We start from the raw sequence: 22,178 nt of genomic DNA on the forward strand, positions 1-22,178 counted from the left end.
GTGATTAGCTATTTACTACTCACTATTCACTAAAAAAATATGAAGATAATTTGTATCGGCAGAAATTATGTCAATCATATAGAAGAGTTACAAAACGAGCGACCTACGGAACCAGTGGTTTTTATGAAGCCGGATTCGGCTATTTTATTGAAACAACATCCGTTTGTTATTCCGGAATTTTCGGAAGATATTCACCACGAAATCGAGATTATTGTAAAGATTAGCAAAGTGGGGAAATATATCGAGCCTAAGTTTGCTCATAAGTATTATGACGAAATTAGTGTGGGAATTGACTTTACCGCTCGGGATTTACAATCAGAGTTGAAAGCAAAAGGCTTACCTTGGGAGAAAGCTAAGGCTTTTGATGGATCGGCTGTAATTGGAGAATTTTTACCAAAAGAGCAATTTAGTTCGTTAGAAAATCTTACATTTGAGTTAACGAACAATGATAAATCGGTTCAAATAGGTGATTCTGCCTTTATGTTGTGGAAAATTGATGAGCTTATTTCTTATGTTTCTCAATATTTTACTTTAAAAATTGGGGATATTATTTTTACAGGAACACCGGAAGGAGTTGCCGCGGTTAAACCTAATGACGTTTTAGAAGGATTTTTAGAAGGACATAAACTATTTAGAATACAGGTAAAATAATGGCTTTAAACTATAACCTTTCAAAAGTGTACGCGCTTTCGGATAATGATACAGAATTTGTAAATGAAATTCTGACCTTGTTTGTAACCGAAGTTCCAGAGGATTTGTTGCAAATTAAAGAAGGGATAAAAAAGAAAGACCACAAGCATGCTTATGCTTATGCACATAAAATTAAGCCTACTCTTGATTTACTTGGTTTAAATGTAGCTTTTGAAGAAATTCTACAATTAGAGGCTTGGACAAAAGCAGAAGGAAAAAAGAAAGAAATAAAAGATATTTTTAAGAGTATTAAGAGTCAAGTAAGTGATGCTGTTAAAGAGATAAGAAAAGATTTTGATTTGTAATAATTTGCGAATCGTTCGTATTTCTTTTAATGATAATTATTAAAATTCAGCATTCAGATTTTTTGAATGTTGAATTTTGTTTATAGGGCAAATCCTAAATTTATATTGCATAATGAAAGCAACGATAGTTACTATTGGTGATGAAATTTTGATAGGGCAAATTGTAGATACAAATTCTGCTTTTATAGCTAAGTCATTGGATAGGATAGGGATAGAAATCGATGAAATGATTTCGATAAGTGATAATAAGCAAGATATATTAGATGCTTTTTTGAGTTTGCAAAATAATGTAGATTTAGTTATTGTTACTGGTGGTCTGGGGCCGACGAAAGATGATATTACCAAGAAAACCTTTTGTGATTATTTTGAAGATAAGTTAGTGGTAAATCAGGAGGTTTTGGCTCATGTGACTCAACTTATTGAAGGATTTTATAAGCGACCAATTACTCAAATCAACAAAGATCAAGCTTTGGTTCCGTCAAAATGTACTGTCCTTCATAATCAGGTAGGTACAGCGCCGGGCATGTGGATGAAAAAAGAAGGTACTGTTTTTATTTCGCTTCCGGGTGTTCCTTTTGAAATGAAATATTTGGTTGAAAACGAGATTGTTCCAAAAGTGATTAAAGAATTCGATCGTCCTTATATTATTCACAAAACAATTCTAACATACGGTCAGGGCGAAAGTCTTGTGGCGGAACGCATTGAAGGCTGGGAGGATAATCTTCCTGATTTTATTAAGTTAGCGTATTTGCCAAGTCCGGGAAGTGTTCGTTTGAGACTTTCGGCTAGAGGTGTCGATAAGGAGAAGTTAGAAACGGCAATTGATGAAGAGGTGCGCTCTTTGAATGCTATTATTCATGATATTATCGTTGGTTTTGATGAAGAGGAAACAATTGAGGTGGTGATTGGGAAGTTGTTGAAAAAAGAAAATAAAACTATTTCTACTGCCGAAAGTTGTACCGGTGGGGCAATTGCGTCTATTTTGGCTTCGGTTCCCGGAGCTTCAAATTATTTTAAGGGAAGTGTGGTTTCCTATGCCACGGAAACAAAAATTGATGTTTTAGGTATTTCTGAAAGCTTGATAAATGAGTTTTCTGTGGTGAGTGCCGAGGTGGTTTCGGCTATGGCTTTGAGCGTAAAAAAGAAGATGAAAACAGATTACGCAATTGCGACAACAGGTAATGCTGGTCCTACAAAAGGCGATGAAAATGCTGAAATTGGGACAGTTTTTATTGCATTGGCAACTCCAAATGAAGTGATTGTTGAAGAATATAATTTTGGTCAACCACGTGAAAAAGTGATAGATAGAGCAGTGATTAAGAGTTTAGAACTATTAAGGAAAGAAATTTTGAAAAATGTGTTGTGATTTTTTTGCTACATCCGTTTATTTTTCTTTTCTTTGCACCCTGATTTTGAATAACGATAAAAGATAAGCATAATGTCAAGAGTTTGTGACCTTACAGGTAAAAGAGCGATGGTAGGAAATAACGTTTCTCACGCTATGAATAAAACTAAGAGAAAATTTTCTGTAAACTTAGTTAAAAAGCGTTTTTATCTTCCAGAAGAAGATAGATGGATTACTCTTAGAGTAGCAGCATCTACGATAAAAACAATTAACAAAAATGGAATTGCTGCAGTTTTGAAAAAAGCGCAGTCACAAGGGTTTATTAAATAATCTTTATTCCTAAATAAACAAATAGCAAGATGGCAAAGAAAGGTAATAGAATCCAGGTAATTTTAGAATGTACTGAACACAAAGCATCAGGTGTTGCGGGAACTTCAAGATACATAACAACAAAGAACAAAAAAAATACTCCAGATAGATTAGAGATTAAAAAATTTAATCCAGTTTTGAAGAGAGTAACTGTTCACAAAGAAATTAAGTAATAATTAGAGGTTTTAATAAAAATCTCAAATGTTTACATTTGGGCGTTTATTGAAATTTAAATAACATTTGAATCATGGCAAAGAAAACCGTAGCATCGTTACAAACATCTTCTAAGAGATTATCAAAAGCCATCAAAATGGTGAAATCTCCAAAAACAGGTGCATATACATTCGTAGAATCTATTATGGCTCCTGAAGCTGTTGATGAATTCTTGAAAAAGAACTAATTAGTTAAGCATTATATAGAAAAGCTACTTTCATTCGGAAGTAGCTTTTTTATTTTCTATCTTTACCCATTAGAAAATCGCATTAGCTTCCCAAGTCTAATGCTTCATTTTTAATACTGTCAATATAATGAGTTTTTTCAAAAGAATATTTTCATCAGAAAAAAAAGAGACTTTAGATAAAGGTCTTGAAAAATCAAAAACATCTTTCTTCTCTAAGTTAAGCAAGGCTGTAGCCGGAAAGTCTAAGGTTGATGATGACGTCTTGGATAATTTAGAGGAAATACTTGTTTCCTCAGACGTTGGTGTCGATACAACTTTAAAAATAATTACTCGAATAGAAAACCGTGTTGCTGCGGATAAATATTTAGGTATTGACGAGCTTAATAAAATTCTACAAGAAGAAATCGCGGGTTTATTGTCTGAAACCAATACAGGTGAGGCTACAGAGTTTGTGATTCCAATTAATACAAAACCTTATGTTTTAATGGTTGTTGGGGTTAACGGAGTCGGAAAAACCACAACTATCGGAAAATTAGCTTATCAGTTTAAAAAACAGGGTTATAAGGTGGTTCTTGGTGCAGCAGATACTTTTAGAGCAGCGGCAATTGACCAATTACAAATATGGGCAGACAGAGTGGGAGTTCCTATTGTAAGACAAAATATGGGTTCAGATCCTGCTTCGGTGGCATTTGATACTCTGCAATCGGCAGTTGCTCAGGATGCGGATATCGTAATTATTGATACTGCAGGTCGTTTGCATAATAAAATTAACCTGATGAACGAATTGACAAAAGTAAAACGTGTGATGCAAAAAGTCGTAACCGATGCTCCTCATGATGTTTTATTGGTTCTTGATGGTTCAACCGGTCAAAATGCTTTTGAACAAGCCAAACAATTTACTGCTGCTACCGAAGTGACATCTCTTGCTGTTACCAAATTAGACGGAACTGCTAAAGGTGGAGTGGTTATCGGAATTTCGGATCAGTTTAAAATACCGGTCAAGTATATTGGAGTGGGAGAGGGTATTGAAGACTTACAGGTTTTTAATAAGTATGAATTTGTGGATTCTTTCTTTAAATAATTAGTATAATGAATTTTTCTTCGATTAAAAATATACCTACGATGTATCTTTATTTAGGGAGCATCTTTTCTTTTGTTTTAGCAAATATGATTAGAGACAAGAATATTACTTTTTATTATGTATTATTGGTAATAGGAGTGTTATTTTTTGTTTTTGGTTTGTTTAAAAGAATAAAGAAACAATAGGTTTCAAATATTGAACGTTATTTTTAATTTGTAAAATAGCGTTATAGTTTTGACTTGATTTTAAACAGATTGTTGTTTGTTTGTGAGTTAGTTTTACTCCTGTTTTCTTTAATGTTTTATCACTTTAAGAGCTATGGATTCTATTATATCTACAGAGGAAATACTTCAAGAGCGGATTAAGGAATTATCCTGCTTGTATGATGTTTCTTCTGTAATTGTTCAGTATGAAGAATCGATATCAGTCACTTTAGATAAAATTTGTTCTATTTTAAAACGAGCTTGGCGATTTTCTGAAGAGTCAATTGTTGAGTTAAGGTTAGCGGATTATTATTTTACTACAAGTTTAATTCCGGCAAAAACTGTTTTCCAAAAGTCGACTATAATCATTTTTGGTGAAGATAAAGGGTATATAAAAGTGCATTATCCATCAGGTCAATTTACTCAAAAATACTTTTTGGCTGATGAAGAAAGGTTACTCAACAAGGTGTCTTCTGATGTTAGTGTATTTTATGAAAGACATTTAAATAGGGAGAGAGAAGAGTTGCTTAAGCGTAGCGTTGAGCGAGTAGATCGACTTTCTATTTTAGGAGAAATTACCGCTGGCATTGCTCACGAACTGAATACACCATTAGGTAATATTCTGGGTTTTGCAGAGTTAATTCAAGAACGTACTAAGGAAAAACAATCACAATTTGATACCGCTAAAATTGTTAAAGCGGCCATTTATTCTCGAGAAGTGGTTAAAAAACTCATGTTTTTTTCCTGTGAAATGCCACAAAACAGTAGGTTTGTAGAGATAATCCCTATCGTTTCGGATGCATTAAGCTTATTGGGACCTAATTTTAAAAAAGCGGAAATTAGTTTTGAAGTTGATTTCCAAGATCCCAAATTAGAAGCACAGTTAGATCCTATTCAGCTTACTCAAGTCCTGTTTAATATTTTGATAAATGCTATTTATGTGTCGCCTAAAAACACGGTAATTAAAGTAAGCGTGTATGCGGTGGATTCAAGTTTTTTTATTGAAATTGCCGACCAAGGACCAGGTGTTGAGGAGGCTTTTGTGTCTAAAATATTCGAACCTTTTTTTACTACAAAACCTATTGGTGAAGGTTCTGGTTTAGGACTTAGCGTCGTGCATGGAATTGTTAAGAGTCATAAAGGAGATATTATTTCTTTTGATAATAAGCCTCAAGGTGCTGTTTTTCAAGTTCGATTACCCTTAAAGATGATTTAATGAAGTCAAAGAAAGAAAATATTTTAATTGTTGATGATAATTATGACATGCTTGAGTTGCTTCATCGCAATTTGAAAGCTCAAAATTTTCATACTTATAAGGCTTCTTCGGTCAAAGAAGCTATTGATATTTTAAAATTCAGTTCTGTAGATTTATTAATTACTGATTTACAGATGCCCGGAATTAATGGAATTGAACTTGTGAAGTATGTTGATGAACATTTCCCTGCCATTCCTAAACTTGTTATTACGGGATTTCCTTCTGTCGATAGTGCAATTGAGGCTGTGAAATCAGGAGCTTTGGATTATTTGGCAAAACCGTTTACTAATGACGAGCTAAAAAAAGCAGTGCAAAATTTAATTGTTTCAAAAGAGAATGCCAAAAATAATAATGAAGAAGTTGCTAGTTCTTCCGGTAAAATAACTGAATATGCTGGCATTGTAGGTAAGTCTCAACAGATAGTTCAGTTGGTAGATTTGATTCAACGTGTCAAAGATAACAGGGCTACTGTTCTTATTCAGGGTGAAAGCGGTACGGGGAAAGAATTAGTCGCTAGAGCAATACATTATGAAGGTGTTTTTTCATCTAAGCCGTTCGTTGTGGTGAATTGCGGTGCTATCCCTGAGAGTTTAATGGAGTCAGAACTTTTTGGTTATGTAAAAGGTGCTTTTACGGGTGCAAATGAAACTCGGGATGGTTTTTTTCAAGCGGCAGCTGGTGGAACTATATTTTTAGATGAAATTGGAACGGCTCCATTGGCGGTTCAAACCAGATTATTGCGGGTATTGCAAGAAAAGGAAGTGAGTATGGTTGGTTCTCAGAAGACACAAAAAATTGAGCTGAGGATTATTGCCGCCACAAATAATGATTTGTATGAAATGTCTAATAAGGGTGCTTTTCGCGAAGATCTTTATTATAGATTAAATGTTGTGAATATTGAAACGCCACCACTTCGCAATCGTAGAAGTGATATCAAGCTTTTGATAATTACTTTTCTCAATAAATACAGTGTGGAGTATAATAAGCCCCAAATAACTATTTCGGCTAAGGCAGTTTCGGTTTTAATGCGTCATTCATGGCCTGGAAACGTAAGGGAATTAGAAAATGTAATTCAGAGAATGATCATTATGAGTGGAGATCAAATTGAAGTTGCTGATGTTCCTGAATATTTGAAATTTCCTATGCCTTTTGAAAAAGAAGAATTTAAGTCGTTAAAAGATATTGAGAAAGCACATATTTTAAAAGTGCTTTCGGTGGTTGAAAATAATAAAACGCGTGCAGCAGAAATTCTTCAGATTGATCGAAAAACACTTCGTCAGAAACTAGAAAAATAATTCATATTATTTGGGTAATTTCTTCTTGTTTGGGTAATTTCTCCCCGATTATTCCAGTGTTACTAAATCCTATATTTTTAAAAACCCTTTGTTCGCAAGGGTTTTGTTGTTTATAATATCTTGTCAGCTCAATTGGCATACAGTTTGTCTGCTATTATGTAAGCAATTGTTTTTTAGCGAATAAGTATTTAAAATTTTATTGAATGAGCTTATTAAGTAAAAAAGGGATTGATTATATCCCTATTGTCATTAAAAGAAAAATGAAAAGAGACAAAATGATAGTTGACTTGGAGAATTCTGCTGTTATAAAAGAAAAATCAGTTTCAATAAATGGGATAAATGTGGGTTTGTGTAGTCATTGCGATGACAATTCCCATTGTAATTGGAAACGAAATAATACGATGTTTTGTGAACATTATCAATAAAATAATATGACAACTATTAAAGAAGCTACTAAAAAAAGTATGCTTGACAATGTGATGCAACAGTTTAATAAAACGGCTGATAGTATCAAATTAAATCCAAACATTAGAAAGATTTTATCAATAACCAACAATGAAATTATACTTAACTTCCCTGTTAAAATGGATAATGGAGAAGTGCAAATTTTTACAGGTTACCGTGTGCAGCATAATAATGCATTAGGGCCATATAAAGGAGGATTGCGTTATCATCCTACAGTAGATGTTGACGATGCCAAAGCACTGGCGATGTGGATGACTTGGAAAACCTCATTGGCTGGTTTGCCTTATGGAGGTGCAAAAGGAGGAATTCAAATTGACCCAACAGCATATTCAATTGGAGAACTAGAACGAATTACAAGGCGTTTTACTTACGCTTTAGGAGAAAATATAGGACCGGAGCATGATATTCCGGCACCAGATGTTAATACTAATGAGCAAACGATGGCTTGGATGGCCGACACATTCATGTCTACTAAACCATCCTCGGAGCGTTCCCGTAATCAACACGTAGTAACAGGGAAACCCGTAGGTTCTGGTGGTTTGGAAGGAAGAAATCGTTCCACAGGTTACGGAGTTTATTTGACAATTAAATTGTTATATAAAAGTAGAGGTGAAAGTTTAAAAGGTAAAAAGTTTATTGTTCAAGGTTTTGGTAATGTAGGTTATTGGGCTTCTCATTTTTTGACTCAAGATGGAGCGATTTTAATTGCAGTTCAAGATGCTCATGCCACTATAGTTAATCAGAAAGGTATTGCTGTGGCAGCTTTATTTGATTATTCTAAAAAACGAAAAGGCTCTGTTCAGGGATTTAGTGGTGCCGAAGAAATGGATCCGAAATTGTTTTTTGGATTGGCTTGCGATATTCTTATCCCGGCAGCTTTAGGGAATCAAATTACCGCCGAGAATGCATATTCAGTAAAAGCAGATGTGATTGCCGAAGGAGCAAATGGACCTGTTGATACCGATGGCGAAAAAATAGCATTAGAAAACGGAATTACGATTATTCCGGATATTTTGTGTAACTCTGGAGGAGTTATTGGTAGTTATTTTGAATGGCTTCAAAATAGAAATGGTGAACTTTGGTCACTTGAAGAAGTGATGCAAAAGATTGATAAAAAGCTTACCGAAGTATTCTACAAGGTTGAAGGTCTTGTTGAAGAAGGCGAAATTGATTGGAGAACGGCAGCTTATATTTTAGCAATAACAAGAATAGAAACTGCTTATATTCAAAGGGGAATTTTTCCATAATATTTTTTTAAAATCTGTTTAATTAAAAAAACCTTTATAGTAACGATCCATTACTATAAAGGTTTTAAGTTTATACTTTTACAACCAAATTATGAAATACGGACAACTTATAGTAGACGAAAAAGAACATGCTTTACTAATGCGTAACATGGAGAGCTCTCGAAGTCAAGAAGATAAAATATACAGGGATTCAATTAAGAAATTGAAATTGGAACTACAAACGGCTAAAATCATGAAAGAAACTAAGATGCCGGAAGATGTAATTCGATACAATTCTATTGTAACCATTCGGACCCCATTTAATACTCAAAGCAGTTATCAGATTGTTACTCCTGAAAAAAGTAATATACAGCAAAATAAAATTTCTATTTTGTCACCTATGGGATTGGCTCTTTTTGGTTATGCAAAAGGAGATCGTATTGTTTGGCAATTTCCATCAGGAACCAATGAGATTGAGATTGTGGGTGTAAATCAGCAAGACAGCCTAGTAAAAAAAGAAGCTTTATGAAAGATTTGATTTATAAACACGAGACAATTGATGATATCCAAATGAAGTTTATGGATAGAGATATTGAACTTTGGAAAGAGGATATTTCTATTATTAGAGTTGAGATACTTTTTTTTAAACGAATGTTGACTTCATCAGTTTTTAAGGAATTGAATTCCAGTGAACAAAAAGACAGTTTAGTAAAAGATTTGACAAACGTTAAAGAAATAAATGAATCGTATTCTAATCAATTAATGGACTTTGTTAATAAATTAGGTAAGATAAAAGAATGTGATGATGTTCAGTGTGAAACCTTTTATTTAAATAATCATACTAAATTTAGAAAAGATATTGAAAGTCATTTTTCGGCTTATCGATTTTACAAGATGAATGTGATTTTATTTTTTGACAGCTATTTAGAGGATAAAATATAAAATAACATTTGGATATTCGTAAGACTAAGAACACATTTGAAATAGATTCAAATGTGTTTTTTTATTGGTATAAGGCGCTAATTTTTTGCCATAATATTTTGTCGAAATCGGATAAAGCCAGATTGGTGTTATCAGCTGTATCTCCCATCCTGATTACTACCATTTTTTTGCTGGGAACAACATATATTTTTTGATCATTTTTCCCTAAAGCCATAAATAGATCATTTGGTGCAGTTGGAATAATGCTTCCTGGAAATTGCAATTGTGATTGGGGCAAATGGTAGCTACTTTTTCCATTTAGCCACCACAAATAACCATATGCTTGATTTATATTTTGAGAAGTAGTTGTAGCAGCCGCAAAATAATTTTCATTAAGAATACTATTATTGTCCCATTTTCCTTTGTTTAGCATTAATAAACCAAAACGCGCCATACTTCTGCTAGTACTCATATAAACTGAATTATTTCCAATGGTTACCCAAGTACCGTTCATTCCTATTTTATCTCGTAATTTAGTATTGAAATAATTGTTCCAAGTTTGATTCGTTGCTTTAGTAATAACATCTTGTAGTTTTAGATATACGTTATGATAGGCCCAACGCGTTCCTGCATCTGCTTTGTATGTCAGGCAATCCGGTGTTACACAATCATCATTGTCTAAGTCTTCTAGACCTGAAGTCATGGTGAGTAAGTGTTTGTTGGTAATCAAGTTTTCTTTGGCTAGCGGCAAACTAGTCCAACCTGTTCCTATATAATCTGAAACTTTATTGTTTAAATTTATAAAACCTTCCTGTTCTGCAATTCCGGTGATTGTTGCAGTTAATGTTTTTCCCGCGCTTGCCCAATACCAATTTGTTGTTGTGGAATGTCCGTTGAAATAATTTTCCATAACAATTCGGCCATTGATCAGTATCATAAAGGACTTAGTGTTTTTGAGCTCTAAATAGTCTAATAATGGTTGAACCGCTGTTTGTTTCCAATCCAAACTCGAAATTGATTTCGTTTCCCAAGTTGTTCCTGTAATTGGGGGAAAATAGTTTGTTTCTGTGGGAGTTGTAGTAGGCGAAGTTTCGGAGGAGCAGCTAACAAATAAAAACACGATAAATAGACTATTAATTATTTTTGACATGCCCTAATTTTTAATTTTTGTTGGATTAAAAATAGGTAAAATAGTTTAATGTGTTTTGTTATTTTTGTTTTCTTTGAATTTAATAAGTTTAACTTTGTGCTGTAGAAAATAGGACTTGCTGACACAAAAGTCCTAGCCCTGATGGAAGCGGCATCCTGCGCTGGATTGTGAGGAACGAAGCAATCAGTGCAGATATAGCGGACAGCAGGATTAAGCTCCTAAAAATAACAACTAATTGATATGAAGAATATATTTAAAATTTTAGTGCTCTCTTTATTTTTTGTGGCTTGTAAGCAAAAGATACAGACTACCGATATTGCCAAACTAAATGGCTATTGGGAAATAGAGAAAGTGGTTTTTGATGACGGAAAAGACAAAGATTATAAGATGAATGAAAGCTATGATTTTTTTGAAATTGGGAAAAATAATGCTGGAATTCGAAAAAAAGTGATGCCACAGCTAGACGGAACATTTTTAGTTAATGACACTTATGAGAATGTGAAAGTCCGATTTGAAAACGACAAGGCATTCTTAGATTATGCAACTCCTTATGCCAAATGGAGCGAAGAATTAATCACTCTTTCTGATAAAGAATTAGTTTTGAAGAATAAGGAAAAGGCAACATATCATTACAAAAAAACAGGACCAATAAATTTGACTGACGATGGCAAAAAGACTGAATAATCAGAGCACAATAGGGGATGTTTTGAAACAAATTATCCAAGTGAATAAACTTCAACCCGGAATGGATCAAATAGACGTCAAAGACGCTTGGAAGAACCTAATGGGGAATGGTGTAAATAGTTATACCAATAATGTGGTTTTGAAAGGTTCGACTTTGTATGTGGAATTAACTTCATCGGTATTGAGGGAAGAATTAAGTCATGGTAAATCGAAAATTATCAAGATGATAAATGAAGAACTGAGAAGAGATGTAGTAACAAATGTGGTTTTGCGATAGTTGACTTGTATTCAAAATAGTTATCATAAAAAAATCCCGTTCCTTAATTGAAACGGGATTTTTAATATTTTTTTGCTTGAGACTAGAACTGCTCTCTTCCTGCAAAATGAAATGCACCTTCGATAGCTGCATTTTCATCGCTATCAGAACCGTGAACTGCATTTTCTCCGATAGAAGTAGCATAAGCTTTACGGATAGTACCTTCGGCAGCTTCAGCTGGGTTAGTAGCACCAATTAAAGTTCTGAAATCTTCAACAGCGTTATCTTTTTCTAAAATAGCAGCAACGATTGGTCCTCTTGACATGAATTCAACTAATTCTCCGTAGAAAGGTCTTGCAGCGTGAACTTCGTAAAAAGCTTGCGCGTCAGCAACAGTAAGTTGAGTTAATTTCAAAGAAACGATTTTGAAACCTGCGTTAGTAATCATTGCAAGAATGTTTCCGATGTGTCCGTTAGCAACAGCATCAGGCTTAATCATTGTAAAAGTTCTATTAGTAGCCATTTTATTTGTTTTTTAAATTTTGTGCAAAAATAGTTTTTTTTGTTTAATAATGTTGTAAATTTTGCATTATAGTGAGTTAAATAAAATTATAATGTAATTACTTCAAATTTATTTTCTAAAGGTTGAAGTTGATCGATTAGTTTTGGAATCAAATTTTCGCCGTTTTCTAAATAAAATTCGGAAAAATTAGCCTGGCGTTCCTGTAAACTTTTATTAGGGAATAATTCATTTTGCAAGTCGGTTATACGCTCAAGCTCGTCATTAAATCTCCTTTTTTGAGCTTTTAACAAACGTCTTTCTAGATTTTCTAATCCTTTTATTTGTTTGGCTTCCTGTGCTTTTACGGCATTCGAAAAAGAAGGGTCTGTTTTTTTTGCGATGGAATGTAAGTAGTGAAACTGGTTTTTTAAAAAGTCTTTTTGGATGCTTAAATCAATTGGGAAATCCGATAAATCGGTAGTTTTCTTGTTGATTAAGTCGGCTTGTTTAGAAAACAAATCAGTCCAACTTAAACCCAGTTTGTCTGCTTTTTTTGTCTGCTTTTCGGTTGTTAATACTACCGAATTTCGAACTAAAAGTATCGGGAAAGTTATTTTTACGGCATCAAAAAATGATTTCAATTCCAGCCAATAGGCAATCTCTCCACCTCCGCCAATGTAACATAAATTAGGTAAAATCACTTCCTGATATAGCGGACGCATTATCACGTTTGGGCTAAATTTTTCGGGATGATTTTCTAATAATGTTAAGATTTCCTCTTCGGTAAATTCCATTTTGGTATGGTTTACCCTGAATTTTCCATCTTCGAAAATAATGCGTTCACGCAAATGATCTTCTATATAAAACAAGTTGATTTCACGAGGGTTTACCTGAATGTTGTAATCTTTTAATTGTTCAACAGTTTTTAATACTTCTTTATGTGAAGTTTGCTGTAATAATTCTTGTTTTATAAAAGGAATAAAGTTGCGTTTCAAATCTGAATTATCAGCATCCAAAATCACTAAACCATGATTTCCAAAAAGGGCATTTGCCAAATGGCGTGTGGCATCGGCTAAGTTGGGGTGTTTTAGATAAGCATCTTGAAATAGTTTTTTGAGCGTAGTTGCATTGGTGGTAGTTCCCAATTCAAGTGCATAAATTTCAAGAAATTCGTCTAAACCTTCGGTAGATAATCTGCCCACTGGACCAGTGCTTATTTTGTTCCATCTGAATTTTCGTCCTTTGAAGTTGAAATAATTAATTTCTTCAAAATCATGGTCTTCGGTTGCCATCCAATAAACGGGAACGAAGTTATAGGTTGGGTATTTCGTTTTTAAATCTTTTGTAAGATTAATAGTTGAAATGATTTTATACAAAAAATATAAAGGACCGGTAAACAAGTTTAATTGGTGTCCGGTGGTGATTGTAAAAGTATTATTTGCTTTTAAGGCTTCAATGTTTTGTTGTGTCAAATGGGAAGTTTCAATTGTTGCATATTGTTTTTGCAATGTTGAAACTAAAGCGGTTCTATTGGAGTGTTCAAAATTTTTCTGTTTCTCTAAGATTTGATTTTCAAAGTTTTCAAGCTTTGGAAATCTGTTATATAAGGATTGTAAGTCTTCTTTCTGGTCTAAATAATCATTCATCAAAGGAGAGAAATATCCGGAGTTTTGATAGCTGATACAGTCGGTTGGCATAATGTTGTTTATTTGATGCTAAATTACCAATTTTATTTGAAACAAAATTTTGGAGGATTAAAAAAGTATTTAGATACTTGTCTAAATATATAATTGATTTTATGGTATGAACGCCATTTTTAAAGCTTTGAATGATGCCACTCGCAAGGAAATCCTATAGCTTTTGAAGCAAGCGGATTTAATGGCCTCCGAAAAATAAGGACAATTTGTTATTTATTCTATTAACACAACGATAATAGAAGATGTTTTGTAATGGTTTTTAACTTTTAAAAGATAAAAAAACGAACTTAACTTTAAGGTAAGAATTGCCTGTCATCGAAATCGTCTTAATGCCATTTGTTTATTTGGCTTATTTATGGAAAGCGTTGCCCGATAAGGTGCCCACACATTGGAATTATAAGGATGAAATAGATCATTGGGGAGACAAATACACCTTGGTGGGAATGCTGTTTATTTTGCCGGATGAAATTATTTTGCCTGTTTTTATAACTGTAATTATACTGATCGTATTGGTTTCTGTTGTGTGTTCTTATGTGAAATTTAAAAAAATAGAGAAGATGGAAAAGATTTAGTTTAATTTGGGCATAAAGAAATGTTGAAATTGTTTTTTAAAGACAGAATAAAACAATCCTTGTTTATTAGATTTATCGTTTCAGGCTAAAATGCCCTTTATATTCTTTTCCATCTGCTCTTGTTACTACAAACCAATAATCAGTTGCAGGAAGACCTTGCCCATTATAAGTTCCGTCCCAAGCGGAATTAATGTTTAATTCTTTGATGAATTTTCCGTAGCGATTAAATATTCGAATAGATGAATTTGGAGCTAAATAAGCAAAATCAACTGTCCAAGTGTCATTGTGCCCATCATTATTTGGTGTAAAGAATTTAGGAAACGGAAGTTCATTTACATAATTTATACACTCTACCGTTGTTGCTTCCAGAATCTGAATTGTTACTGAAGTTCTTTCGCTTTCACAATTATTTATTGTTTGAGAAGCATAATAGGTAATTCCATTTTCTAATGGAGTTGATCCTGATAAATTTGCTCCGGCTGTTATTGTATCATACCAGTTTATGTTCTGACCATTAATTTTAATTTTGTCAATTGTAGCATTTTCCTGCACACAAAAAAGCTGATTTAAATCAGCAATTGGAGCTTGATTATCTTGAATTTTTATAGTTACAGGAGTTCTATTGCTCTCACATTCATTTATAGTTTGCGACGCGTAGTACGTTTTGTCATTTTGAAGCAAAGTATTGTTTGGCAAAAGTATTCCAGCTGTTGAGGCATCGTACCACTTTATGTTTTGGCCTGTAACAGTGATATTTCCTAAAGTCGCATTTTCCTGAATACAGAAGATTTTAGAATTTAAATTTTCAGGAGTTGGTATAGAATTGATAAAAGGTGTTATCGTTGCTTTTACAGCTTCAGAAACACATCCATTTGAGTTTTTTGTTTTCAGAGAATATTCTCCTGCATTTAGAAACGTAGATGCTGCATTAGTATTCCAGTTTGCACCATTATCAAAACTATATTCTGATGCAAGAGAGAGAATAGTTATTTTTCCTTTATTATTACTGCAGTCCGGCTGAATCGTACTATATGTTGGAATACTTGGAAAATCTGCTGGTGGATTTATTTGGATTGAAACGGCCTCAGATTCACAACCAGCTGAATTTTGAATTTTAATTTTATGATTTCCAATCGCTAAATTTCCAGAATCTGGATTTGTTTTCCAAGTTACTCCGGCATCAAAACTATATTTTGCAGCTATAGTTGTGATCGAAATACTGCCAAAAGGGTTAGTACAACTAACAGGTTGAGTAGTTGTATAACTTGGAAGTGTTATGGTTTCTAAAGGATTATTTACTATTGCTTTAGTAGCAGTTGAAGGGCAGCTTGTAGTGCTATTTTTAATCTTAACGAAATAAGTTCCAGGAACTAAATCTATTGCTTTAGGATTTGTACTCCAAGTTGCACCATTATCAAAACTATATTGAGATGCATTTGTTGATACTGTAATAATTCCCTTTGCAGAAGTACAGCTGCTCGGTTGTTGTATTGAAATACTTGGCTCCCCAGGAGAAGGATTTAAATCATATAGAGAAATGAATTCGGAATTAGATTCACATCCAAGGGCGTTCTTTATTTTTAAATAATAATTTCCAGATTTTAAGTTTGAAAATGTAGAATTTGTACCCCAATTAATTCCATTATCAATACTATATTCTGAAGCAGTTGTATTGAAAGTTATACTGCCTAAAGATTCACAATTAGGCTGTATTGTTGAGTATAATGGGGAATTAAGTTGAAATTTTGGAATATAAATATTTTGCGGATAGGATTCACAACCTAATTCATTTTTTATCTTTATTACATAATATCCTTCATCTAAATTTGCAGCGGTTGGATTGGTTGTCCAACTTAATTCATTGTCAAAACTATATAATGCAGCTGGAGTGGTTATTGTAATACTTCCTCCAGTTCCACATATGGGAGGGGTTGTAGTGTAATTTGGTGCAGGTAAATAAAAATCATAAAGTATGGCAACTCTCCACCAGGACTCACAACCTAAATTATTTTTTACTATTATGGAATAATTACCAGGAGATAAATTTGTGGCTGTGTTGTATTGACTCCAGGTTCTACCATCATCAAAGCTATATTGATCAAATAGGGGATCTATAGTAATGCTCCCTTTATTCTTTGATTCACAAGTAGGTTGAATTACTTGTATATTAAAATTAGATAAATATTCTTCAGTGAAATTTACAGAATAAAGTGTTTCTGAGATACATCCAGATTCATTTTTTATTTTAGGATAATAAAAACCAACAGGTAAATTTGTAGCGGTTGGACTTGTACCCCAAGTTTCACCACCATCAAAACTATAAAATGGTGCCGGTGTAGTAATTGTAATAGAACCTCCTTTACCACAGCTAGGATTAGTAACTTTATATTCGGCCTCTTTTATTTTAAAAGGAGTGAATTCAATTATAAGGTTTCCTGACTCACATCCTTCTGTGTTTTTAATTTTTAATTGATATTTAAATCCTATAGGAAGATTTGAAGCTGTAGGGTTAGTGCTCCAATTTAAGCCACCATCAAAACTATATAAGGCGGCTGATGTCGTAATAGTAATACTTCCGGTAGCATTACTGTCACAAGTCGTTGGTTGCACTATTGTATAAGTAGGAGTATTAAGGAAATTGAGGTTAAGACCAAACCAATTATGATTACTTATACAGCCTGATTTATTTTTAATCCTAAGATAGCCACTTACGCCACCATTTGGATATTTAGTAAGATTTGGATCCGTACTCCATGTTGCTCCATCATCAAAACTATAAAATGCAGCAGGAGTGGTTATGGTAACACGTCCTGGAGTGGTACAGGTAGGTTCTACAGCTAAAAATTCGGGAGGACCTAAATAATAAGTATTATTTATATAGGCAATTGCGTAATTGGATTCACAGCCTAAAGAATTTTTTGTTTTTAAGAAGTAAGTCCCATAATCTAAATTAGAAATATTTGGACTTGTACTCCATGTTACTCCTCCGTCAAAACTATAAGATGCAGCAGGGCTTGTAATTAAAATACTCCATTTTGATTCCGTTTCACAATTGGGATTTATTATTTTGTATGTAGGCTCATTAAGATAGAAAGCAGGTAAATTGATATATACAACATCGGATTCACAGCCTACTTCATTTTTAATTTTAATGTAATAATAACCCGGAGTTAAATTAGCTGCCGTTGAATTTGTTGTCCATGTTTCTCCATTATCAAAACTATATTCGGATGCGGGGCTGGTAATCGTAATACTTCCGTTTGTTGTACACGCAGGATTTATTGTGGTATAAGTTGGTTTAGATAAATAAAAATTTATTTTAACTGGATAAACATCGGATTCACAACCTAGTTCATTTTTCGTTTTCAGTACGTAATTGCCAGGTTTTAAATTATTAAAAGTAGGTGTTTCCTGCCACGTTAATCCGTTGTCAATGCTGTATTTATGTGCAAACTTTGAAAAAATAATACTTCCGGTATTGCTACAAGTATTTGGTTGAGTAACTTTAATTTCGGGGTATGATTTAGAAAGTGGATTAAAATAAATTTGATTAAAATAAGGTTTCGATTCACATCCAAATTCATCTTTAATTCTAACATTATAATAACCAGAAGGTAAATTAGTTGCCGTTGGATTTGTTGTCCATGTTTCTCCATTATCAAAACTATATTCAGATGCGGCGCTGGTAATAGTGATACTGCCACCTTGATTACAGCTAGGTTGGATTAAAGTATAGGTTGGAGAATTAATATATGATGGAAAAAGTAAGACGCTTTGAGAATAGGATTCGCATCCGGTACTGCTTCTTATTTTAAGTAAATAATTTCCAGTAGGTAAATTTGTTTTGGTAGCACTATTTTCCCAAGTCAAACCATTATCAAAACTAAATTGTGACCCCGGGGTTGTGATAGTAATAGTTCCGCCAGAACTACAAGTTGGTTGAATAATCGAAAATGTTGGGCGGTCTAATAATATTGGGGGATTAATTGTTACAATCGTAGGTGTAGAAATACAGCCCGAAGCGGTTCTTGTTTGAACATAATATTTGCCATATTCTTTTGTTACAAAGTTGGCATCTGTTTGCCATACTAAATCTTTTGTAACATAATTGTCATCTGAAAGGAAGTCCAGGCCTTTATCAAAACTATATTCTATTCCTGGGTCGTTAACTTTTATATAACCATTTGTATCTTGACATGTAGGCTGAACTACTGTTACAGAAGGATTAAGTATCGAATTGTTTATAGTTAATTTTGAACTTATGAAGCAATCATTTCCATCTGTAACTTTTACAGCATATTCTCCCAAATTTGTTTTAACTGAAGGAATTGGATAAGTTTTATTCGTTGCTCCATTTATCGCTATTCCATTTTTATACCATTGAAAAGTTGTTGTTAAATTCATGGTTTTATTCAGATTAGCAGTCAATATTAAATCATTATTGCAGAAATTGCCGCTTTGAACAATAGTAACGCCAAAATTTTCAGCAGTATTTAATCTTAAATTATCATATAAGAAAGAAGGTTCATAATCAGTATTAAATGATGGAGGCAATATCTTTTCTGGTCCTAGCATTATTGCGTTAATAGCAATATTTGTGGTAAAACTAATTGTTATTTCTCCCCAAGTAGTCTGAGGTTGGTATAAAACTTTTCCAATTTCAATCCAGGAGGAGTCAAACGAATTTGGATCTGAATTGGTATATAATGGTAAATTATCTTTATTGTTAGATCCATAAAGTGTTATATAAGTCGGCTCTAAAAAATTAAAATCAAAACGTTTACTTAGGTTATTTGTTTCGATACTCATCAATGTAGCAATATTCAATGTTAATTGATAGTTTATACCGGTACTTAACGGACTTGATAATTTTGTAGCGATATATTCTTTCTTATTGTTTTTGTATACTGCCCTGAAAATCCCTTTACCATCGGGGAAATTTTGAAGATTTTTGGAGTAAATAGTATTAAAAAGATTGCAGTCTTTATTTAAATAATCTGGGGATGGAATTGTTCCTTTTGTCCAATGAGTGGTTGTTGGAATGTCATCATAACCCTGAGGACAATTAGTTTTTTCTTCAAAAGAAGAATTCGCTAAAATTGAAGCAGTGCTATTACAAACACAATCACTATCATTTAAATCTATTTTTCCATCACCATCATCATCAATTCCATTATTACAGTTTTCTTGCGAAAAACAAAATGTAGAAAATATAAGAAATAAAACGAGTAATGTATGTTTCATAAAGGAATTTTAGCGGCCTAGCAAATGTAATTAAATATCTACTAAATAAAGCTAAAAATTCCCGATCCAAACCTTAAGTAAAGCCTCCAAAATCTTTTCATAAAAAGAAGATAAATATCCCCTATTTTTGCAGAAAACATTTCCCTTTGAAAACCAAACTTTTCCTCACGACGCCACCTTTTACTCAGCTCAATACACCCTATCCGGCAACCGCCTATATTAAAGGTTTTTTGAATACTATAAATGTAGAGTCAGTTCAGGCAGATTTAGGAATTGAAGTGATTTTGAAATTATTTTCGAAAGAAGGTTTGTCTGATTTGTTTGCGAATGCCAAAATTGAAAATAGCATTTCGGATAATTCAAAACGTATTTTTGCTTTACAGGAAGAATATCTAAAAACGATTGATCCCGTAATGGCTTTTCTGCAAGGGAAAAACCCAACCTTGGCACTCCAAATTTGTCAGGAAGATTATTTACCGGAAGCTTCGCGTTTTGCACAGTTGGAAGAACTCGATTGGGCTTTTGGAACAATGGGAACTCAAGATAAAGCCAAACATTTGGCGACTTTGTATCTCGAAGATATTTCCGATTTTATTGTGGAATGTGTCGATGCTAATTTTGGCTTTAGCCGATATGCGGAGCGTTTAGGGCGATCCGCCAATTCTTTTGACGAATTGTACGAAGCTTTGCAGCAACAAACTACTTATATTGATACTATTCTGATTTCAATTTTGAAAGAAAGAATAGAAGTGATTCAACCAACATTATTCTTGATTTCGGTTCCCTTTCCGGGGAATTTATATAGTGCTTTTAGATGTGCGCAATGGGTAAAAAACCATCATCCTGAAATTAAAATTTCGATGGGAGGCGGTTTTCCAAATACCGAATTGCGTTCGCTTTCGGATGCCCGCGTTTTTGAGTTTTTTGATTTTATCACGTTGGATGATGGTGAAGCACCCGTTGAAGAATTGATCGCCAATGTTGAAAATCCAGATTATAACTCTTTTAAAAGAACTTTTCTTTTAGAAAATGGGAAAGTAGTTTACAAAAACAATTCTGCTAAACCAGATTATAAACAATCTCAAGTCGGCACGCCGGATTATTCTGATTTGCCTTTGGATAAATACATTTCGGTTATCGAAATCGTAAATCCGATGCACCGAATGTGGAGTGATGGGCGTTGGAATAAACTCACCATGGCGCACGGTTGTTATTGGGGAAAATGTACTTTTTGCGATATTTCATTGGATTATATCAAAATTTATGAACCCGTTGCTGCGAGTTTACTTTGTGACCGAATGGAGCAAATGATGGGGCAAACAGGGCAAAATGGGTTTCATTTTGTTGATGAAGCGGCGCCACCTGCTTTGATGCGCGCTTTGGCTCTTGAGATTTTGAGAAGAAAACTGTCAGTCACTTGGTGGACGAATATCCGGTTCGAAAAAAGTTTTTCAGGAGATTTATGCTTATTACTGAAAGCTTCCGGCTGTATTGCAGTTTCGGGTGGTTTGGAAGTGGCTTCAGACCGACTATTGAAATTAATTGACAAAGGTGTTACTGTTGAACAAGTGGCAAAAGTTACCCGAAATTTTACCGAAGCAGGAATTATGGTTCATGCCTATCTGATGTATGGCTATCCTACACAAACGGTTCAGGAAACGGTGGACAGTCTCGAAATGGTTCGTCAGTTATTTGAAGCAGATGTTTTACAATCTGGATTTTGGCATCAATTTGCGATGACGGCGCACAGTCCTGTGGGAATGTATCCGGAGAAATTTGGTGTTGTGAAAGAAACCGAAGTTATTGGAACTTTTGCCAATAACGACATCAATTATATCGATTCAACAGGGATCGATCATGATAAATTTAGTTTCGGATTGAAGAAATCGCTCTTTAATTTCATGCATGGAATTTGTTTTGATTACGAATTGCAGGACTGGTTTGATTTTAAAATTCCGAAGACAAAAATCTCCGATGATTTTATTTTTAATGCTTTGCAGGAAGAGGCGGATTTCAATATCAAATCCAATGCTAAAATCGTTTGGTTGGGAGGAAAACCATCAGTAGAACTTTTTACCAAATCCAAAAAAGGAAATTCTTGGGAAATGATGAGTTTGACTTTTCACGATAAGAAAGAAAGTTTTATAATTCAAACCAATAAAGCGGAAGGCGAATGGTTGGTGGAAATTCTACAGAAAATATCTGTTTCAAATACAAAAGTATATTCTTTTCAAGAAATTAAAGCTGATTTTGAAATGAATTTGGAAGATTTTGAATTGTTTTGGTATTCAAAGCCAATCAATACTTTAAGGGAATTTGGTTTGTTGATTCTTTAATAAATAGACTGAATCTTTTGTTTTAAAAAATATCTCTTTGTAATTATATTCTAAAAATAACCTAATTAAATATGCTTTTGTAAGATATATCTAATGCCGATGGAACTTAATTTTATCGGTACAAAACTCTTTATTTCTTTTACGAAAACGTTTTCTTTTGCTTATTTTTACCGCTATAAAAA

At 33.6% G+C, this 22,178-nt stretch carries 21 protein-coding genes; 17 read left to right on the plus strand and 4 right to left on the minus strand.

Translation table 11 applies throughout. The annotated features are described in order from the left end of the window. Nucleotides 1–39 precede the first annotated feature (39 nt). The 13 genes from ACMDB5_RS07620 (at nt 40) to ACMDB5_RS07680 (ending at nt 9,576) form a co-directional block, all read left to right on the plus strand. Nucleotides 40–651 carry a fumarylacetoacetate hydrolase family protein gene (locus ACMDB5_RS07620; RefSeq protein WP_413997667.1) on the plus strand — a complete coding sequence of 204 codons (612 nt, stop codon included), beginning with the start codon at nt 40–42 and terminating at the stop codon, nt 649–651. After that, nucleotides 651–995 carry an Hpt domain-containing protein gene (locus ACMDB5_RS07625; RefSeq protein WP_413997668.1) on the plus strand — a complete coding sequence of 115 codons (345 nt, stop codon included), beginning with the start codon at nt 651–653 and terminating at the stop codon, nt 993–995. Before ACMDB5_RS07620 ends, ACMDB5_RS07625 begins: the two co-directional genes overlap by 1 nt. Nucleotides 996–1,107: 112 nt before the next feature. After that, entirely contained in the window at nt 1,108–2,361 is a 1,254-nt protein-coding gene (locus ACMDB5_RS07630) for a CinA family nicotinamide mononucleotide deamidase-related protein (RefSeq protein WP_413997669.1), read from the plus strand. Nucleotides 2,362–2,433: 72 nt separating this feature from the next. Then, nucleotides 2,434–2,670: a 50S ribosomal protein L28 gene (gene rpmB, locus ACMDB5_RS07635; RefSeq protein WP_072941276.1), complete on the plus strand. Its 237-nt coding sequence runs from the start codon at nt 2,434–2,436 to the stop codon at nt 2,668–2,670. 29 nt (nt 2,671–2,699) lie between these two features. Next, nucleotides 2,700–2,882 carry a 50S ribosomal protein L33 gene (gene rpmG / locus ACMDB5_RS07640; protein ID WP_011963553.1) on the plus strand — a complete coding sequence of 61 codons (183 nt, stop codon included), beginning with the start codon at nt 2,700–2,702 and terminating at the stop codon, nt 2,880–2,882. Between the two features lie 74 nt (nt 2,883–2,956). Further along, nucleotides 2,957–3,109, plus strand: a complete 153-nt coding sequence (locus tag ACMDB5_RS07645) for a DUF4295 domain-containing protein (RefSeq protein WP_072941281.1) — start codon at nt 2,957–2,959, stop codon at nt 3,107–3,109. 127 nt (nt 3,110–3,236) lie between these two features. Then, a complete protein-coding gene (gene ftsY / locus ACMDB5_RS07650; protein WP_413997670.1) occupies nt 3,237–4,190 on the plus strand; it encodes a signal recognition particle-docking protein FtsY in 954 nt (317 codons plus the stop codon). Nucleotides 4,191–4,508: 318 nt separating this feature from the next. Next, nucleotides 4,509–5,609, plus strand: coding sequence for a sensor histidine kinase (locus ACMDB5_RS07655; RefSeq protein WP_413997671.1), 1,101 nt, complete (start codon nt 4,509–4,511; stop codon nt 5,607–5,609). Beyond that, nucleotides 5,609–6,943: a sigma-54-dependent transcriptional regulator gene (locus ACMDB5_RS07660; RefSeq protein WP_413997672.1), complete on the plus strand. Its 1,335-nt coding sequence runs from the start codon at nt 5,609–5,611 to the stop codon at nt 6,941–6,943. Before ACMDB5_RS07655 ends, ACMDB5_RS07660 begins: the two co-directional genes overlap by 1 nt. Nucleotides 6,944–7,146: 203 nt before the next feature. Continuing rightward, nucleotides 7,147–7,368, plus strand: coding sequence for a hypothetical protein (locus tag ACMDB5_RS07665; RefSeq protein WP_413997673.1), 222 nt, complete (start codon nt 7,147–7,149; stop codon nt 7,366–7,368). A gap of 6 nt (nt 7,369–7,374) precedes the next feature. After that, nucleotides 7,375–8,655, plus strand: a complete 1,281-nt coding sequence (locus ACMDB5_RS07670) for a Glu/Leu/Phe/Val family dehydrogenase (RefSeq protein WP_413997674.1) — start codon at nt 7,375–7,377, stop codon at nt 8,653–8,655. 91 nt (nt 8,656–8,746) lie between these two features. Continuing rightward, nucleotides 8,747–9,163: a GreA/GreB family elongation factor gene (locus tag ACMDB5_RS07675; RefSeq protein WP_413997675.1), complete on the plus strand. Its 417-nt coding sequence runs from the start codon at nt 8,747–8,749 to the stop codon at nt 9,161–9,163. A gap of 50 nt (nt 9,164–9,213) precedes the next feature. After that, nucleotides 9,214–9,576, plus strand: a complete 363-nt coding sequence (locus ACMDB5_RS07680) for a hypothetical protein (protein ID WP_413997676.1) — start codon at nt 9,214–9,216, stop codon at nt 9,574–9,576. Nucleotides 9,577–9,637: 61 nt separating this feature from the next. On the opposite strand, the gene ACMDB5_RS07685 is transcribed toward ACMDB5_RS07680, so the two are convergent. After that, entirely contained in the window at nt 9,638–10,705 is a 1,068-nt protein-coding gene (locus ACMDB5_RS07685; RefSeq protein ID WP_413997677.1) for a serine hydrolase domain-containing protein, read from the minus strand. 240 nt (nt 10,706–10,945) lie between these two features. On the opposite strand from ACMDB5_RS07685, the gene ACMDB5_RS07690 reads away from it, so the two are divergent. Beyond that, a complete protein-coding gene (locus ACMDB5_RS07690) occupies nt 10,946–11,389 on the plus strand; it encodes a hypothetical protein (RefSeq protein ID WP_413997678.1) in 444 nt (147 codons plus the stop codon). Continuing rightward, complete coding sequence (locus ACMDB5_RS07695) at nt 11,370–11,666, plus strand: DUF721 domain-containing protein (protein WP_413997679.1); 297 nt, start codon at nt 11,370–11,372, stop codon at nt 11,664–11,666. Before ACMDB5_RS07690 ends, ACMDB5_RS07695 begins: the two co-directional genes overlap by 20 nt. An 82-nt stretch (nt 11,667–11,748) precedes the next feature. Here the strand turns inward: ACMDB5_RS07695 and ACMDB5_RS07700 are convergent, their stop codons facing one another. After that, nucleotides 11,749–12,168: a nucleoside-diphosphate kinase gene (locus tag ACMDB5_RS07700; RefSeq protein ID WP_113634352.1), complete on the minus strand. Its 420-nt coding sequence runs from the start codon at nt 12,166–12,168 to the stop codon at nt 11,749–11,751. Nucleotides 12,169–12,254: 86 nt separating this feature from the next. After that, the gene (gene bshC, locus ACMDB5_RS07705; protein ID WP_413997680.1) at nt 12,255–13,844 is read right to left on the minus strand and encodes a bacillithiol biosynthesis cysteine-adding enzyme BshC; all 1,590 of its coding nucleotides are present in this window, start codon (nt 13,842–13,844) and stop codon (nt 12,255–12,257) included. 329 nt (nt 13,845–14,173) lie between these two features. Between bshC and ACMDB5_RS07710 the strand changes: the two genes are divergently transcribed. Continuing rightward, nucleotides 14,174–14,416, plus strand: coding sequence for a DUF1648 domain-containing protein (locus ACMDB5_RS07710; RefSeq protein ID WP_413997681.1), 243 nt, complete (start codon nt 14,174–14,176; stop codon nt 14,414–14,416). A 72-nt stretch (nt 14,417–14,488) separates the two neighbouring features. Here ACMDB5_RS07710 and ACMDB5_RS07715 read toward each other — a convergent pair whose 3' ends face one another. Next, nucleotides 14,489–19,660, minus strand: a complete 5,172-nt coding sequence (locus ACMDB5_RS07715; RefSeq protein ID WP_413997682.1) for a T9SS type B sorting domain-containing protein — start codon at nt 19,658–19,660, stop codon at nt 14,489–14,491. 146 nt (nt 19,661–19,806) lie between these two features. Between ACMDB5_RS07715 and ACMDB5_RS07720 the strand changes: the two genes are divergently transcribed. Continuing rightward, nucleotides 19,807–21,996 carry a B12-binding domain-containing radical SAM protein gene (locus tag ACMDB5_RS07720; RefSeq protein WP_413997683.1) on the plus strand — a complete coding sequence of 730 codons (2,190 nt, stop codon included), beginning with the start codon at nt 19,807–19,809 and terminating at the stop codon, nt 21,994–21,996. The last annotated feature ends 182 nt before the right edge of the window (nt 21,997–22,178 follow it).

It is taken from the genome of Flavobacterium sp. W1B, assembly GCF_047344965.1.
GTDB lineage: Bacteria > Bacteroidota > Bacteroidia > Flavobacteriales > Flavobacteriaceae > Flavobacterium.